Source organism: Brevundimonas sp. SL161 (assembly GCF_049896985.1).
GTDB lineage: Bacteria > Pseudomonadota > Alphaproteobacteria > Caulobacterales > Caulobacteraceae > Brevundimonas.
In genome coordinates, this window is record NZ_JAFCVJ010000016.1 from 58,336 (window position 1) to 74,359 (window position 16,024).

General features: G+C 69.9%; 12 protein-coding genes and 1 pseudogene. 9 read left to right on the top strand and 4 right to left on the bottom strand.

Features of this window, described 5'->3' with window-relative positions:
- The first annotated feature begins 201 nt into the window (after positions 1-201).
- The 9 genes from ACP7AU_RS12125 (at position 202) to ACP7AU_RS12165 (ending at position 12,256) form a co-directional block, all read left to right on the top strand.
- A complete protein-coding gene (locus ACP7AU_RS12125; protein ID WP_426051550.1) occupies positions 202-855 on the top strand; it encodes a fumarylacetoacetate hydrolase family protein in 654 nt (217 codons plus the stop codon).
- Positions 852-1,484, top strand: a complete 633-nt coding sequence (maiA, locus tag ACP7AU_RS12130; RefSeq protein WP_426051551.1) for a maleylacetoacetate isomerase — start codon at positions 852-854, stop codon at positions 1,482-1,484. The genes ACP7AU_RS12125 and maiA overlap by 4 nt, the downstream gene beginning before the upstream one ends.
- A 79-nt stretch (positions 1,485-1,563) precedes the next feature.
- Positions 1,564-2,454, top strand: coding sequence for an aldo/keto reductase (locus tag ACP7AU_RS12135; RefSeq protein WP_426038653.1), 891 nt, complete (start codon positions 1,564-1,566; stop codon positions 2,452-2,454).
- Positions 2,455-2,679: 225 nt separating this feature from the next.
- Positions 2,680-5,373, top strand: a complete 2,694-nt coding sequence (gene mutS, locus ACP7AU_RS12140; protein ID WP_426051552.1) for a DNA mismatch repair protein MutS — start codon at positions 2,680-2,682, stop codon at positions 5,371-5,373.
- A gap of 149 nt (positions 5,374-5,522) precedes the next feature.
- A complete protein-coding gene (gene glnD, locus ACP7AU_RS12145; protein ID WP_426051553.1) occupies positions 5,523-8,195 on the top strand; it encodes a [protein-PII] uridylyltransferase in 2,673 nt (890 codons plus the stop codon).
- Between the two features lie 155 nt (positions 8,196-8,350).
- A complete protein-coding gene (murJ, locus tag ACP7AU_RS12150; protein WP_426051554.1) occupies positions 8,351-9,946 on the top strand; it encodes a murein biosynthesis integral membrane protein MurJ in 1,596 nt (531 codons plus the stop codon).
- Entirely contained in the window at positions 9,946-10,989 is a 1,044-nt protein-coding gene (trpS, locus tag ACP7AU_RS12155; protein WP_426051555.1) for a tryptophan--tRNA ligase, read from the top strand. Before murJ ends, trpS begins: the two co-directional genes overlap by 1 nt.
- A 101-nt stretch (positions 10,990-11,090) precedes the next feature.
- Positions 11,091-11,780 (top strand): GNAT family N-acetyltransferase, encoded by a 690-nt coding sequence (locus tag ACP7AU_RS12160; protein ID WP_426051556.1) that lies wholly within the window; start codon positions 11,091-11,093, stop codon positions 11,778-11,780.
- Between the two features lie 11 nt (positions 11,781-11,791).
- Positions 11,792-12,256, top strand: a complete 465-nt coding sequence (locus ACP7AU_RS12165; RefSeq protein WP_426038659.1) for an OsmC family protein — start codon at positions 11,792-11,794, stop codon at positions 12,254-12,256.
- Between the two features lie 24 nt (positions 12,257-12,280).
- Here ACP7AU_RS12165 and ACP7AU_RS12170 read toward each other — a convergent pair whose 3' ends face one another.
- From ACP7AU_RS12170 to ACP7AU_RS12185, 4 genes and pseudogenes are all read right to left on the bottom strand, one after another.
- Positions 12,281-13,054: a dienelactone hydrolase family protein gene (locus tag ACP7AU_RS12170; RefSeq protein WP_426038660.1), complete on the bottom strand. Its 774-nt coding sequence runs from the start codon at positions 13,052-13,054 to the stop codon at positions 12,281-12,283.
- A gap of 194 nt (positions 13,055-13,248) precedes the next feature.
- Complete coding sequence (purH, locus tag ACP7AU_RS12175) at positions 13,249-14,853, bottom strand: bifunctional phosphoribosylaminoimidazolecarboxamide formyltransferase/IMP cyclohydrolase (RefSeq protein ID WP_426051557.1); 1,605 nt, start codon at positions 14,851-14,853, stop codon at positions 13,249-13,251.
- An 82-nt stretch (positions 14,854-14,935) separates the two neighbouring features.
- A complete protein-coding gene (locus tag ACP7AU_RS12180) occupies positions 14,936-15,166 on the bottom strand; it encodes a hypothetical protein (RefSeq protein ID WP_426038662.1) in 231 nt (76 codons plus the stop codon).
- 99 nt (positions 15,167-15,265) lie between these two features.
- Positions 15,266-16,024, bottom strand: a pseudogene (locus tag ACP7AU_RS12185) (hypothetical protein); the annotation flags it as partial.

Sequence of the window (16,024 nt, forward strand, 5' to 3'; positions counted from 1 at the left end):
TGCCGCGCTCCGTTTTGTCAGCTTGGCCCTAGATACAGGCCTAGTCCGGTGAACGCCAGATTGCGGTGCCGGTTCCTTTGCGGTGCACGAAGAAGGGTGGCGGGTGGTGGGTGATTGCTGACGGGTTGAGGCAGGGTTTCAGCCGCCGGCACGCGCCACCAGCCACTTCTCAAAACCCGCGAGCGCTCTACAACGGCAACCATGATCTCTTTCCTGTTCCCCCCCGCCCCGGCCGTTTCCCTGCCCGTCGTCGGCGATGCGCGCCGTTTTCCGGTGCGGCGCATCCTGTGCGTGGGCCAGAACTATGCGGCCCATGCGCGCGAGATGGACAATGATCCGACGCGCCAGGCGCCCTTCTTCTTTTCCAAACCCGCCGACGCCATCGTCACGGACGGCGGCGACCCGGCCTATCCATCGGCGACGGCGAACCTGCACTACGAGGTCGAGCTGGTGGCGGCGATCGGTGAGGGTGGGGCCATCGTCGGATGGGCCGTCGGCGTCGATCTGACGCGGCGGGACCTGCAGGCCCAGGCAAAGGAGAAGGGCCGTCCGTGGGATGCGGCCAAGGGATTCGACCAGTCTGCGCCCTGCGGCGCCCTGACGCTCGGCGCCCTCCCGGAGCCGGAGGGGGCCATCGCGATCACCGTCAACGGCGAGACGAAACAGTCGTCGACCCTGGCCGAGATGATCTGGAACCCCGCCGAGATCGTCGGGAAGGCGGGCGAACTGTGGGCGCTCCAGCCCGGCGACCTGATCTTCACGGGCACGCCCGAGGGCGTCGGGCCCCTGGTCGCGGGCGATGCGGTCGAGGCGACGGTCGCCGGTCTCGAAACCTTGAGGTTCACGGTTCGATGATCCTGCACGGCTATTTCCGTTCCAGCGCGGCCTACCGGACCCGCATCGCCCTGAACCTTAAGGGCGTCGACTACGAACAGCAGGACATCGACCTGCGCACCGGGGCGCAGCGGTCGGAGGCCTTCCTCAGGCTGAACCCGCAGGGGCTGGTGCCCGCGCTGGAAGTGGACGGCGTGGTCCTGACCCAGAGCGCGGCCATCCTGGAGTGGCTGGACGAGACCTATGCCGAGCCGCCGCTGATGCCCGGGAGCGCCATCGGCCGGGCCCAGGTGCGGGGGCTGATCGGACTGATCGCTTCGGACATCCATCCGCTGAACAATCTGCGCGTCCTGACCGAGCTGCGGACGACCTTCGGGGCCGATCAAACGCAGATCGACGCCTGGGCCGGACGCTGGATGGTCCCAGGATTTGAGGCCCTGACCGCCCTGACGGCGAAGCAGGGCAGGGGCTGGCTGCACGGCGACGCCCCGACCCTGGCGGACTGCTATCTGATCCCGCAACTCTATTCGGCGCGGCGGTTCAACGTGGACCTGGCGCCGCTCGCCGCGCTGACGGCGATCGAGGCGCGGGCCCTGGCCCACCCCGCCTTCGCCGCCGCCCATCCGGACCGGCAGCCCGGCGCCGACTGACCGATTCACGTTCCGCCGGTAAGGAACAGGTAGGGTCTCCCTCAGCATCGCTTAAGCATTGCCGGTGCAGAATGGTCGGGTGAAATCAGGCGTTTCCCCTTCCCCGGCCGCGAAGCTGGCCCTGGCGGTCGTGACCGAGCCCGAGCGCGCGCTCCCGATTCCCGTCGGCGCACGCGAAGAGGCCATGCGGACCCTGTTGCAGACGGCCGCAGACGCTGGCGTCGCCCTGATCGCCACCCGCCCTCAGGGCGACAGCGAGCGGCTGCTGGGACAGGCCTGGCCCTTCCCCTCGCCCTTCTCCGTTTCCGTGCGCACTGTGGCCCTGTCCGAAGGCCTGGACCGGGTCGAGGCCCGCGCCCGTCGTTCGCTGGAGCGGATGGGCCTGCCACGCGGCGACGTCCTGCTGGCGTCCGGGGCGGGCGATCTGGCCGGGGCCGAGGGTCGCGCCCTGTGGGACCGGATGCAGGCGCTGAAGGACCGCGGCCTGTACAAGCGCATCGGTTTCATGGCGACGATGGAGGACGGGCCGACGCTTCTGGCACGCCGCTTCCAGCCCGACGTCGTACAGATGCCCTGCAATATTCTCGACCAGCGGCCGGTGACCGAGGGCGTACTCAGCGACCTCGCCGGGATGGGCGTCGACGTCCATGTCTCGTCGGTGTTCGCACGCGGCCTGTTGTTCACCAATCAGGAAAACCTGCCGCCGCATCTGGCCGGTCACGGGATCGCCCTGTCGCGCACCCGGCGTCGGCTGGCCGAGGCGCGGATCGATCCGATGCAGGCGGCGCTCGCCTTCTGCCTCGGCCTGCCGCCAGCCGCGGCAGTGATCGCCAGCGTCGCCTCCGCCGCCGAACTGCGCGCCGTCCTGGCCGCCGCCCACGCGCCGCGTCCCGACCTGGACTGGGACGCCCTGGCCTTCCAGGAACCCGCCGTCCTCAGCGCCGGATACCGCCAGCAGGTCGCGGCCTAACAAATCTGTCTCCTCGCCGCTTGGCGAAGGGGGAGGTGGCGGCTCGCCTCTTAGCGAGCCGACGGAGGGGTTCTTCGTGCGGCAAGAGCCCCTCCCGTCGCCGGGTCGCATGCGACCCTTCCTCCACTCCGCTGCGCTGCGAGCCACCTCCCCACCGCTGCGCGCCAGGGAGGAGACATCTCCGCTTGAGCCGACGCCGACGATCCGTCACCCTGACCGGACGTCATGAACGCCCCCCTCTCCCATCCGCCGAAGACCGACGCGACCGCCCCTGACCCCGGCGTCGTCACGCCCTTCATGGCCCAGTATCTGGCGGCCAAGGCGTCGCAGCCGGATGCGGTGCTGTTCTTCCGCATGGGCGATTTCTACGAGCTGTTCTTCAGGGACGCGGAGCTGGTGGCCGCCGCCATCGGCCTGACGCTGACCAAACGCGGCAAGCACCTGGGCGAGGACATCGCCATGTGCGGCATGCCCCACCATGCCGCCGAGGGCTATATCGCCCGGCTGATCCGCCAGGGCTTCCGCGTCGCCATCTGCGAACAGATGGAGGACCCCGCCGAGGCGAGGAAGCGCGGCTCCAAGTCCATCGTCCGGCGCGACATCGTGCGGGTGGTGACGCCGGGGACCCTGACCGAGGATTCGCTGCTCGACGCGCGCGGCGCCAACCGGCTGGCGGCCGTGGCCATCCGCAAGGGCCGCGCGGCCGTGGCGGTGGTCGAGCTGTCGGCGGGCGCCGTGGACTGCGTGGCCTGCGACATCGGCGATCTGGGCGCGACGCTGGCGGCGTTCAGGCCGAGCGAGGTGCTGGTCACCGACAAACTCTATTCCGATCCCGATCTGAAAGGCGCGCTCGACGGCTCGGGCGGCGTGGTCCAGGCGCTCGCGTCCGCCGTGGCCGAACCGGCGGCGGCGGGCGGTCGGGTGGCGCGCCTGTATGGCGTGGCCTCGCTGGACGGGTTCGGGGCGTTCGAGGAGGCGGAGGTCTCCGCGCTCGGGCTGATCGCCGCCTATCTGGAGACCACCCAGGCGGGCAAGGTCCCGGCCCTGGCTCCGCCGCGCCGGTCGGGCGATGCGGGCTTCCTCGCCATCGATCCGGCGACGCGGCAGAGCCTCGAGATCGATCGAACGCAGCGGGGCGAGCGCGAGGGATCGCTGCTGGCCTGTATCGACCGGACGGTGACCTCGGGCGGGGCGCGGGCCCTGGCCGAGCGGATCGCCCGGCCGCTGCGCAATCCGGTTGAGATCAATCATGGGCTCGATGCGGTCGAATGGCTGCTGGAGCGGCGGTCGCTGCGGCGGGACCTCCGCGACGGGCTGAAGGCGTCGGCCGATGTGGCGCGGGCCGTGTCGCGTCTGGCGCTCGGACGTGGCGGACCGCGGGACCTGGCCGCCATCCGGGCGGGCCTGACCATCGCCGAGGCTCTCGCCGGCCTGTTCACGGTCTCGCCTGATCCCCTCACAGGTCCGCCGGCGCGGATCGTCGCCTGTCTCGACCGGCTGACCCTGTCGCCCGATCTGGCGCGGCTCATGCTCGATCTCGCCGAGGGGCTCGCCGAGGAGCCGCCGCATCTGGCGCGCGACGGCGGCTTCGTGAAGCCGGGCTTCAGGCCGGAGCTCGATACGGCCCGGACCCTGCGCGACGACAGCCGCCGGGTCGTCGCCGATCTGGAAGCCCGCGCCGTGGCCGACAGCGGGGTGCCGTTCAAGATCAAGCACAATGCGGTGCTCGGCTATTTCCTCGAGACGACCGCCAAACACGCCGAGCCCCTGTTCCGGGCCGGACCGGAAAGCCCCTTCATCCACCGTCAGACCCTGGCGGCCCAGGTGCGGTTCACCACGGTCGAGCTGTCGGAGCTGGACGCCAAGATCAGCCAGGCCGGGCACCGGGCGCTGGCCATGGAGGGCGAGACCTTCGAGGTCTGGCGTAAGACGGTCCAGGCGCTGGCCATGCCGTTGCAGGCGGTGGCCGACGCCCTGGCCGAACTCGACGCCACCGCCGCCCTCGCCGAATGGGCCGAGGAGGTGGGGGCGGTCCGACCCGTGGTGGACGGTTCCAGGGTCTTCGCCGTCGAGGGCGGCCGGCATCCGGTGGTCGAGGCGGCGGTGAAGCGGGCGGGCGATCCGTTCACGCCCAACGACTGCAGGCTGGACGGCGACGGGGCGGGATGCGCGCGGCTGTCGATCGTGACCGGGCCGAACATGGCCGGCAAGTCGACCTTCCTGCGCCAGAACGCCCTGCTGGTGGTGCTGGCGCAAGGGGCCTGTTTCGTGCCGGCGAAATCGATGCGGCTGGGCGTGGTCGACCGGCTGTTCAGCCGCGTCGGGGCCGGCGACGATCTGGCCCGGGGCCGTTCCACCTTCATGATGGAGATGGTCGAGACGGCCGCCATCCTAACCCAGGCCACACCACAGAGTTTCATCGTTCTGGACGAGATCGGGCGGGGCACTGCCACCTATGACGGCCTCGCCATCGCCTGGGCCTGCGCCGAGGCCCTGCACGACGTGAACCGGTCGCGGACCCTGTTCGCCACCCACTATCACGAGCTGGCGCGGCTGGAGGAGCGGCTGGACCACGTCTGCAACCTGTCCATGAAGGCGAAGGAGTGGAACGGCGAACTGGTCTTTCTGCACGAGGCGGCGCCGGGGGCGGCGGACCGGTCCTACGGCGTCCAGGTGGCAAAGCTGGCAGGGGTGCCTCCGGCCGTGGTCGCCCGCGCGCGGGCCGTGCTGGACCGGCTTGAGACCGAAAAGGCCGCGCATGGGAGGCTCGACGACCTGCCGCTGTTCGCCGTGATGGAGCCGCCTGCGCCGGCGTTGAAATCGGCCATCGATGAGGCGGTGGCGGCGCTGGATCCCGATGCGCTCAGCCCGCGCGAGGCGCTGGAGGCGTTGTACCGGTTGAAGGGGCTGGCGCGGTGATGTTTGCTTCAATCCTCCCCCCCCTGGGGGAGGGGGACCGCGGAGCGGTGGAGGGGGCAGGCCGCGCATGCCGGACTCTGGTTCGAGCCCCCTCCGTCACGGCGCGAAGACGCGCCGCGCCACCTCCCCCAACGGGGGAGGATCAGTCCGTGAGCGACATCCTCGACGCCCGCCTCGACGCCGTCGTGTCCGGTCCGGGCGTGCGGCCCGCCGTCGCCGCCATCCTGAAAGCCCACTACGACGCGGCGCGCGAGAAGATCGCGGCGAAACTCGCAGCCGGTCTGCCGGGCGTGGACGTGGCGCGCCTCTATTCCGCGGCGGCCGACGAGCTGTTGCTCGCGCTGTGGCGGTTCACGACCGAGACCCTCTATCCGTCCCACAACCCGACCGAGGCGGAGAAGCTCAGCCTGATCGCGGTCGGCGGCTACGGCCGGGGCGTGCTGGCGCCGTTTTCGGATCTGGACCTCGTCTTCCTGCGGCCGTGGAAGACCACGGCGCGGACCGAGACGGTGGCCGAGTTCATGCTCTACGTCCTGTGGGACCTCGGGCTGAAGGTCGGGTCCTCGGCCCGGTCGGTGGACGAGGCCCTGTCGCTGGCCCGCTCCGACATGACCATCCGCACGGCGCTTCTGGAGGCCCGGCCTCTGGCGGGCGACGAACAGGTCACCGAGAATTTCCTCTGGCGCTTCCGGAGCATGGTCACCAACGCCGATCCGCGCCCCTTCATCGCCGCCAAGATGGAGGAGCGCGATGGCCGCCACGCGAGGGCCGGCGCCGTCCGCTATCGCGTCGAGCCGAACATCAAGGATGGCAAGGGGGGGCTGCGCGACCTCAACACCCTGTTCTGGATCGCGCGGTCGCTGGCGCCGGAAAGCCCGCTGGGCGCCCGGGTGCTGGATGAACTTCTGACGCCGCGCGAGCGCCGGGCCTTCGAAGAGGCCTTTGACTTCCTGTGGCGCGTGCGGGCGCATCTGCACCTCGCGGCGGGGCGCGCCGAGGAAAAGCTGACCTTCGACCTGCAGCCCGAGGTGGCGCGGCGAATGGGGTGGCGCGGCCGGGGCGACGAGCCGGCCGTCGAGCGGTTCATGCGCCGATACTTTCTGGTCGCCCGCGACGTCGGCGGCCTGACCCGGGCCATGAGCGCGACGCTGGAGGCCCGCCATCAGAAGAAGACGATGAGCCTGTCGCGGCTGAGCCCGGGGCGCAAGCGGGACCTGGGCGTGCCCGGCTTCATCGAGGACGGCGGGCGGCTGTCGGTCACGGGACCGGAGGTCTTCGCCGAGGACCCGGTCAAGCTGCTGACGCTGTTCGTCACGGCCGACCAGCACGACCTGGACGTCCATCCCCATGCCTTCTCCGCCGTGACCCGGTCGCTGGCCCTGGTGACGCCGAAGCTGAGACGCGATCCGCGCGCGACCGCAGCGTTGCTGCATGTGCTGGCGCACGGGCAGAGGCCCTATCGCGTCCTGACCATCATGAACGAGGCCGGGCTGCTGGGCCGGTTCCTGCCCGAATGGGGCCGGATCGTCGGCCAGACCCAGTTCAACATGTACCACGCCTATACGGTCGACGAGCACACGCTGCAGGCCATCGGCATCATCAACGACATCCAGCGCGGCAAGCTGAAGGACGATCATCCACTGGCCACCGAGGTGATCCATCTGATCGCCGATCCGGAGGCCCTGATGCTGGCCATGCTGCTGCATGACGTCGGCAAGGGCGGGGAACGGGGGCAACTGGAGGACGGGGCGATCGCCGCGCGCCGGGCCTGCGAACGGCTGGGGATCGAGACGCGGCGGATCGAGATCGTGGTCTGGCTGGTGCGGCATCACCTGGCCCTGTCCGACTACGCGCAGAAGCGGGACATTTCCGATCCCGCGACCGTGCAGGCCTTTGCCGAGATCGTCGGCGATCCCGAGCGTTTGCGGATGCTGCTGGTCCTGACGGTGGCCGATATCCGCGCCGTCGGGCCGGGGGTATGGAACAGCTGGAAGGGCCAGTTGATGCGCAGCCTCTACGGCCGGGTCGAGGCCCTGTTCCGGGGCGAGAGCGCCGTCGGGGCAGACCCCCTGGCCGACCACGCTGATCTCGTCGCCCGCGCCTGCGCCACCGGGGCGGCGGCCGAGGCGCGCCGGGGACCGGGCACGATGGAGGCCACGACCGAAATCGCCCTGGCCGCCCGCGACCGACCGGGCCTGTTCGCCGATCTGACGGCAGTGCTCGCGGCGGCGGGGGCTGACGTCGCCGGGGCCCGGGTGGCGACCGCCGCCGACGGCACGGCCCTGGACGTATTCCAGGTCCAGGACGGGGCAGACCGTCCCTATGGTCACGACGAGCCGCGCCGCCTCACCTCCCTGATCGCTGCGCTGGAGGCGGCGGCGCGCGGCGAGACGCCGATCGCCCCCCCGGCCATGCCCAAACCCTCGCCGCGCCGCGCGGTGTTTGACGTCCGGCCGGTGGTGATGATCGACGATGCCGCCTCGGCAGACGCCACGGTGATCGAGGTCTCGGGCGCCGACCGGCCGGGCCTGCTGGCCGAGCTGTCCCGCACCCTGTCGGATCACGCCCTGTCGATCCGTTCGGCCCATGTCGCCGGGTTCGGAGAGCGGGCGGTGGACAGCTTCTATGTGACCGATGCCGAGGGCCGGAAGATCACGTCGGACGCCGTGCTGGACGAGGTCCATGCAGCGCTGGAAGCGGTGCTGGACCGGGCGCCCGAGCAGCCGCAGGGTCGCCGCATCACGGCGGCGCGGGCGAGTGCGCGCGACGTCTCCGACCTGAGGCCCCGCAAGGCCGTTTCGCCCGGGCCGGAACCGCGCTAAGGGCCATTGAAATTCCGCTCATCCCCGCGAAAGCGGGGACCCAGACCTTTGGATGATCGGCGCCACCGTGCCTGCACTGACGTTGATCCCGCGCAGAAGTGAGCCACCCAGGACCTGGATCCCCGCTTTCGCGGGGACGAGCGGGAAAATCTAGAGTGAGCCTGGCCCGCAACACGCTCGTTCAGGCGACCCTGACGTTGGGCAGCCGTATCCTGGGCTTCGCTCGCGACCTGGTCCTGTCGGCCCGCTTCGGCCAGGGGCCGATGATGGACGCCTTCACCACGGCGCTGATGCTGCCCAACATGTTCCGCCGTCTGTTCGCGGAAGGGGCCTTCGCCCAGGCCTTCGTGCCCATCTATGGCGGCGTGCGCGCGCGTGACGGCGAGGAAGCGGCGGCCGTGACGGCGTCCGAGGCCCTCAGCTTCATGTTCGCGGTCGTGGCCGGGTTCTGTATCGTCCTGCAGGCCGCCATGCCCTGGATCATGCCGGTGCTGCTTTCGGCCTATCGGGACGACAGCGGCGTGATGTTCGCGGCGACCACGGCCGCCCAGCTGACCATGCCCTATCTGGCCTGCATGACCATCGCCTCGCTGCTGTCCGGCGTGCTGAACACCTCGGGCCGGTTCGCCCTGTCGGCGGGCGTGCCGGTGTTCCTGAACCTGTGCACCCTGGTGCCCCTAATGGCCCCCAGCTTCCTTCCGATGAGTCCGCCGACGACCCTGCTGGCCGTCTCGGCCGCCGTCACCGTGTCCGGCGTGATCCAGGCGGGGCTCCTGTGGTGGGGTGTGCGCCGGCTGGGCATCCGGCTGAACCTGTCCTGGCCCCGGCTGACGGCCGGCGTGTCGCGTACGCTGAAGCTGGCCATTCCGGGCGTGCTGGCGGGCGGCGCCCTGCAGCTGAACTCGGTGGTCAGCCAGCTGCTGACCGGGTCGAACGAGGGGGCCCGTTCGGTGCTCTACAACGCCGACCGGCTTTACCAGCTGCCGCTCGGCCTCGTCGGCGTGGCCATCGGCCTGGCCCTCGTGCCGCGCCTGACCAAGGCCTTCGTCTCGGGCGACCACGAGGGCGGGCGACGGACGCTGGACGACGGCATTACCCTGTCCATGGCCTTCACCCTGCCGGCCGCCGTGGCCCTGTTCGTCATCCCCTTCTTCATCATCGACGCCACGGTGACGCGCGGGGCCTTCACCAGCCTGGACGCGGCCCGCACCGCCGACGTGCTGCGCCAGTTCGCCTGGGGCGTGCCCGCCTTCGTCCTGGCCAAGGTCCTGACCCCGCCCTTCTTCGCGCGGGAGGACACGCGCCGCCCGATGATCTTCGCGGTGATTTCGGTCGCGGTGACCGTGGCCCTGGGTTCAGGTCTGTTCTTCTGGTTCAGCCGGATCGGCGTCGACGGGGTGCTGGGCCTGGCCATCGCCACGTCGGTCTCGGCCTGGATCAATGTCGCGCTTCTGGGCGGGACCCTGATCCGCGAAGGGGTCTGGGCCCCCTCCGTCCGCTTCGTCGGCAGGTTCTCGCGCGTGCTGGCCGCATCGGCCGTCATGGCCGTCGTCCTGATCCCCGCCAGCCTCTTCTACCGCGAGCTCAGCCAGAGTCTGTTCGCCAAGGAGATCGCCGTGATCGCGGTCGTCGGCGTGGGCGCTCTTGTGTATGGCGTCTGCATCGTGCTTTTCCGCGCCGTCAGCCTCTCCGAACTGAAGGCGACGCTGCGACGTGAACCGGGGGCGTCCACCCCCACCGGACTCGAGTGATGACTGACGTTTCTGCGACCGCCCCCGCCTACACCGGCCCGCGCCGCATCCTGAGCGGCATCCAGGCCTCCGGCGCCCTGCACCTGGGCAACTATCTGGGGGCTTTGAAGCGGTTCACGGCGCTCCAGGAAACGGGCGCGCCCTGTTTCCTGTTCGTGGCCGACCTGCACGCCATCACCGTGTGGCAGGACCCGGCCCTGCTGGCCGCCCAGACGCGTGAGATCGCGGCCGCCTATATCGCCTCGGGCCTGGACCCCGCGAAATCGACCATCTTCCCGCAGTCGGCCGTGCGCGCCCATGCCGAACTGGCCTGGATCCTGAACTGCGTCGCCCGCCTCGGCTGGCTGGACCGGATGACCCAGTTCAAGGAGAAGTCGGGCAAGCACAAGGAACGGGCCTCGGTCGGCCTCTACACCTACCCCGTGCTCCAGGCCGCCGACATCCTGCTCTACAAGGCGACCGAGGTGCCGGTGGGCGAGGACCAGAAACAGCATCTGGAACTGACCCGCGACATCGCCGGCAAGTTCAACACCGACTTCAACGCGCCGGGCTATTTCCCCCTGCCCGAACCCCTGATCCAGGGGCCGGCGACGCGGGTCATGAGCCTGCGGGACGGGGCGGCCAAGATGTCCAAGTCCGACCCCTCGGACCAGAGCCGCATCAACCTGACCGACGACGCCGACACCATCGCGTCCAAGATCCGCAAGTCCAAGACCGACATGGGCGTCATGCCCGAGCCCGGCGAGAGCCTGGACGAACGTCCTGAGGTCAAGAACCTGATCGCCATCTACGCCGCCCTGTCCGACCGCACGCGCGAGGAGATCACGGCCGAGTTCGCCGGCCAGGGCTTCGGCGCCTTCAAGCCGGCGCTGGCCGACCTGGCCGTGTCGTCGCTGGCGCCCGTCACGGCGGAGATGCGCCGGCTGATGGACGACCCGGCCGAGATCGACCGCGTCTTCAGGGACGGCGCCGAACGCGCCGCCGAGATCGCCGACCCGGTCATCGCCGAGGTCAAGCAAATCGTCGGCTTCTGGCAGGCCTGATCGCGTCCTCGCCTGCGCAGGGATGACAGGGGGGAGCGGTTTTCGGACCTGGCCTCGTCACCGGGGCTGACGCGAAATCTCCTGCGGGCTAAGGCGTGGCCATGACCCATCCGCTGGACCGCGCCGTGTGGAACGCCCTGACCAGCCGGTTGTCGGGCTTCGTCACCGCCGACTCCGATGCGCGCGCCGTGAGGATCGATCCGGAGGTCGGGATCTTCGTCTCCGGCGCCGATGCGGAACCCGAAACGCTGAAGGCGATGGCCGCACTCGCCCGGGCTCACCCCGGGGCGGGACTGGTCGAGAAGACCGGCGGGCCGCTGGCCGAAGTCGACCTGCCCGGCGTCGAGGTGATCAACCGCATCCCGCTGCTCCAGATGGTCTGCGAGGTCCTGACGCCGGGTGGACCGGACCTTGCGTTCGAAACCCTGACCGAGACGGATGCGCCCGAGATGCTGGCGCTCGCGACCCTGACCCGGCCCGGCCCCTTCCGATCAAGGACGCGGCGGCTGGGGCCCTTCATCGGGGTCAGGCAGGACGGGCGACTTGTGGGCATGGCGGGGCGGCGGCTGCGGGTCGACGGCTTCACCGAGCTCAGCGGCGTCTGCACCCATCCCGATCATCGCGGATGCGGCTATGCGGGGGGTCTGTCGCGGGCGGTGGTCGGCGAAATCCTGGCGACCGGCGAGGCCGCCTTCCTGCACGCCTTTGCCGGGCATGACGCGACTATCGCCTTCTACCGGTCGCTGGGATTCGAGGCCCGGGCGCCGATGACCTATACGATCCTCAAGTAGCGGAGAGCCGGATGAGCGAGCACGTCGCGACCATCGCCTGGAGCCGGGGCGACCAGCCCTTCGCCGACAAGCGCTATTCCCGCGCTCACGACTGGACCTTCGACGGCGGGGCGGTGGTGCGCGGGTCCTCGTCGCCGTCGAGCGTGCGGGTTCCGTTCTCCGACCCGGCTGCGGTCGACCCGGAGGAGGCTCTGGTAGCCTCCCTGTCCAGCTGTCACATGCTGTGGTTCCTCGACTTCGCGGCTCGCGCCGGGCTGGTCGTGGACCGGTATGTCGATCAGGCCTCGGGCGTCCTGGGCCATGACGGCGCGGGGCGAAGATATATGAGCGAGGTGACCCTGCGGCCCGTCACGGCCTTCGCCGGTCGCCGGCCGGATCAGGCCGAACTGGACCAGCTGCACCATGAGGCGCACGAGAGTTGCGACATGGCCAACTCGGTCAGGGCGAAGGTCCGGGTCGAAGCCTCGCTTGGCTGACCCGGCGCTCCGCCTGGGTGTCCATCAGGCGGCGGCGTGAACCGGACGCGGCGCGACCGCGACGTCTTCCAGCAGGGCCCTGAACCGGCGGATCGCCTCGTCGGTCAGTTCGGCGTCGTATTTCATCGGCAGGGCCGTCATCGGCTCGTCGAAACTGTGGGTGCCGGGCGCGATCCAGGTCTCGACCTCGGCGCCGCAGTTGCGGACCATGGCATGCACGCGCTCGGCGTTGCGGACCGTGGTCAGGTGATCCTTCCGGGAGATGACGGCCAGGGTCTTCGGACAATGCCGCCAGGGCCGCATCCGGTTCAGGGCCGCGACGCCCACATAGGGATAGGCCAGATAGGTCGCCTTGACGCCCGACAGGTCGGCGGTCTCCGCGTCCCTGACGCCAAGCGCCTTCGCCGGACCCGGATCACAGCTCATGGCCTCCATGATGCCCCAGCCGCCGTGGCTCCAGCCGGCCAGGGCGATGCGGCTCCCATCGACGTCGGGCCGGGCCGAGACGCCCTGGATCGAGGCCATCACATCGCCGCCCCGCTCCCAGCCGCGTAGCAGCAGGCCGGTGCAGACCGTGGCCATGGCGAACTCGCGCGACCAGCCGCGCGGGGCATAGGAGTCGACGATCACCGTCCGCCAGCCGGCCTCTTTCGCCGCCTGGGCGTACATCGGCAAATGGCCGCGCAGGCCGCCGCAACCGTGGAACAGGATCGCCGTCGGCCGCGGCCGGTCGTCGTCGGGGCCGACGACGGTGGCGAAGGGCTCAAGCTTCGCCCAGCGGTCGGAGAGGGTGTCCATGGGGGCACCCTATGACGTCCCCTCTCCCGTTGGGAGAGGGCTTGAGCCTCCGGGAGCGTAGCGATCGGCCAGGCGAAAGGGTGAGGGCCGTGCGTCACCGGTGAGATCCGACCCTCATCCGTCTCGCTTCGCGAGCCACCCCTTCTTGGATCGCATCCGATCCTTCGTCGACCCCACGGGAGAAGGAAGACGGTTCAGTGCCGGAACACCCGCACGCCAGTGAAGGCCATGGCGATGTTCTGTTCGTCCGCCGCCGCGATGACCTCGGCGTCGCGCATGGAACCGCCCGGCTGGATCACCGAGGTGGCGCCGGCCGCCACGGCTTCCAGCAGACCGTCAGCGAAGGGGATGAAGGCTTCCGACGCACAGGCCGATCCTTGCGCCAGCGAATGCGCCAGACCCTTGGCCTCGCCCGCTTCCCTGGCGCGGATGGCGGCGATGCGAGCCGAGTCGCGGCGGTTCATCTGGCCGGCGCCGATGCCGGCGGTCTGGCCGTCCCTAGCGTAGACGATGGCGTTGGACTTGACGTGTTTGGCGATCGTGAAGGCGAACAGCATGTCCTCGATCTCCTGAGGCGTCGGCTGGCGGCGGGTGACGATCCTGAGGTCGGCGGGCTTGATCTGCGAACGGTCGCGCGACTGGACGAGGAAGCCGCCGGCGACCGAGCGGAAGACTTCGCCCGGGCCATGCGGGTCGGGCAAGCCGTCGGTGATGAGCAGGCGCAGGTTCTTCTTGGCCGCGAAGACAGCCCTGGCCTCGTCATCGGCCCCGGGGGCGATGACGACCTCGGTGAAGATTTCGGTGATGGCGCGGGCGTCGGCGCCGTTCAGCGGGCGGTTGACGGCGATGACGCCGCCGAAGGCCGAGACGGCGTCACACTCCAGAGCGCGTGCATAGGCCTCGCCAAGGTCCTTGCCGACCGCCACGCCGCAGGGGTTGGCGTGTTTGACGATGACGCAGGCGGGGCTTTCGAACTCGGCGACCAGCTCATAGGCGGCGTCGGCGTCGGCGATGTTGTTGTAGCCCAGTTCCTTGCCCTGGATCTGGGTCGCGTGGGCGACGCCGGGGCGGGTCTCTCCGGTACGGTAGAAGGCGCCCGTCTGGTGCGGGTTCTCGCCGTAGCGCAGGGTCTGAGCCAGCGAACCGGCGATGGATTTGCGGGCCGGGGCGGCGTCTTCCAGCTGTCCCGCGAACCAGCCCGAGACGGCGGCGTCATAGGCGGCGGTGCGGGCGAAGGCGCGGGCGGCGAGCTGTTTGCGCAGGGCCAGCGACGTCGAACCGGAGGTCTTCAGGGCCTCGACGATCAGGCCGATGCTTTCGCTGTCGACCGCGACGGCGACATAGCCGTGGTTCTTGGAGCCCGAGCGGATCATGGCCGGGCCGCCGATGTCGATGTTCTCGATCACGGCGTCGAAGCCGGCGCCCGAGGCAACGGTTGATTTGAACGGATAGAGGTCGATCCAGACGATATCGATCGGACCGATGCCGTGCTCGTCCATCGCCGCCCTGTGATCGGCGGCGTCGCGCACGCCCAGCAGGCCGCCGTGGACGACGGGATGCAGGGTCTTGACCCGGCCGTCCATCATCTCCGGGAAGCCGGTCAGGTCGGCGACGTCCTTCACCGGCAGGCCGAACCCGGCGATGGCGGCGCGGGTGCCGCCGGTCGAGACCAGTTCGACCCCGGCCTCGTGCATCGCGCGCGCGGCGTCCTCCAGCCCCGTCTTGTCCGATAGTGAGATCAGGGCGCGGACGGGCGTCACCGCGTCAGGGGCGGGCGGAAAGTCGGGGGCGGCGGGCATGGGCGAATCCGGGGGAGGGGGGGGGATGCGCGCGCGTCTAGCACCACGGGGCGCCGGGGTCACCTGATGGCGTCGCTCGAACCTAGACCCGGATGTCGAGCAGCTGGCCGAGACGAGGCAGGCGGGGGGAGTCCGGCTCGCTCGCCTGGGGGGTCTGGAGCGTCTGCGCGGCCTGCGGACGGGGCTGGGCCGCCTGGACCTCGTTGAGCGCTGCCCGGAAGAAGGCGGCTTGCGCGGCTTTCGCCTGGGCCGACGGTCCCGCCGGGGTCGTGGCGGGCAGGGTCTGCGGGATGTCGGGTCGAATCGCGCTCATGCCGACAGGGTTAACGAATGCTGTCGAGAAAGGGTTAACGACAGCCCCGGTGGGCTACCGCTCGCGACGCGGTCGCTCGCCGCTTGAGCCCGGGGTCAGCTAGGTCGTCTCGCCAGCCGCGTTGAGGGACATCATCCGGCGCAGTCGGCTCTCGACATCCGCCATGCGATAGGGCTTGGCGAAAATCTGCGAGCCAGCGAGATGGTCCGGCAGGATGTTGGTTTCGTCGTACCCCGTGCTGAAGGCGAACGGGATACCGCGGTCCTTGAGAATACCGGCGACTTCCCAGGACATCTCGCCGTCGAGGTTGACGTCCAGCAGAGCGGCATCGAACGTCTCGGTTCGAGCGAGCCTGATCGCCTCGCTCAGGCGCGTGGCCGGACCGACCACCGTCCAGGACAGATCCTCGCACATCGCCTCCAGGGTCAGGATCACCAGATAGGAGTCCTCGACGATTAAGAGTCTCGGCTTGTCGGGAATATCATATGCGGGAACGGGAGCCTCCGGCGGTTCGACCCGCATCAACGCTCTGTCGCCGATTTCCACCAAGGCCGATTTGGGCAGCATGATCTCGCAGATGACGCCCGTCGGCGCGTAATCTATCGTAGCCCTGCCGCCGGTCTCGAGAGCGAGGGCACGCTCGATCAGGCTGGAGCCGAAGCCGCGTCGGGTCGGAGCCATCACGGTCGGCCCGCCGGTCTCCCGCCAGGTCATGAGCAGGGATCCGTCATCGGAAACGCGCCATGAAACGGAGACCTGCCCCTCGGCCCGAGAAAGGGATCCGAACTTCGCCGCATTGGTGGCCAGTTCGTGCAGCGCGAGCGACAGTGAGAGCGCCGATTTCGGGGTCAGGACCGC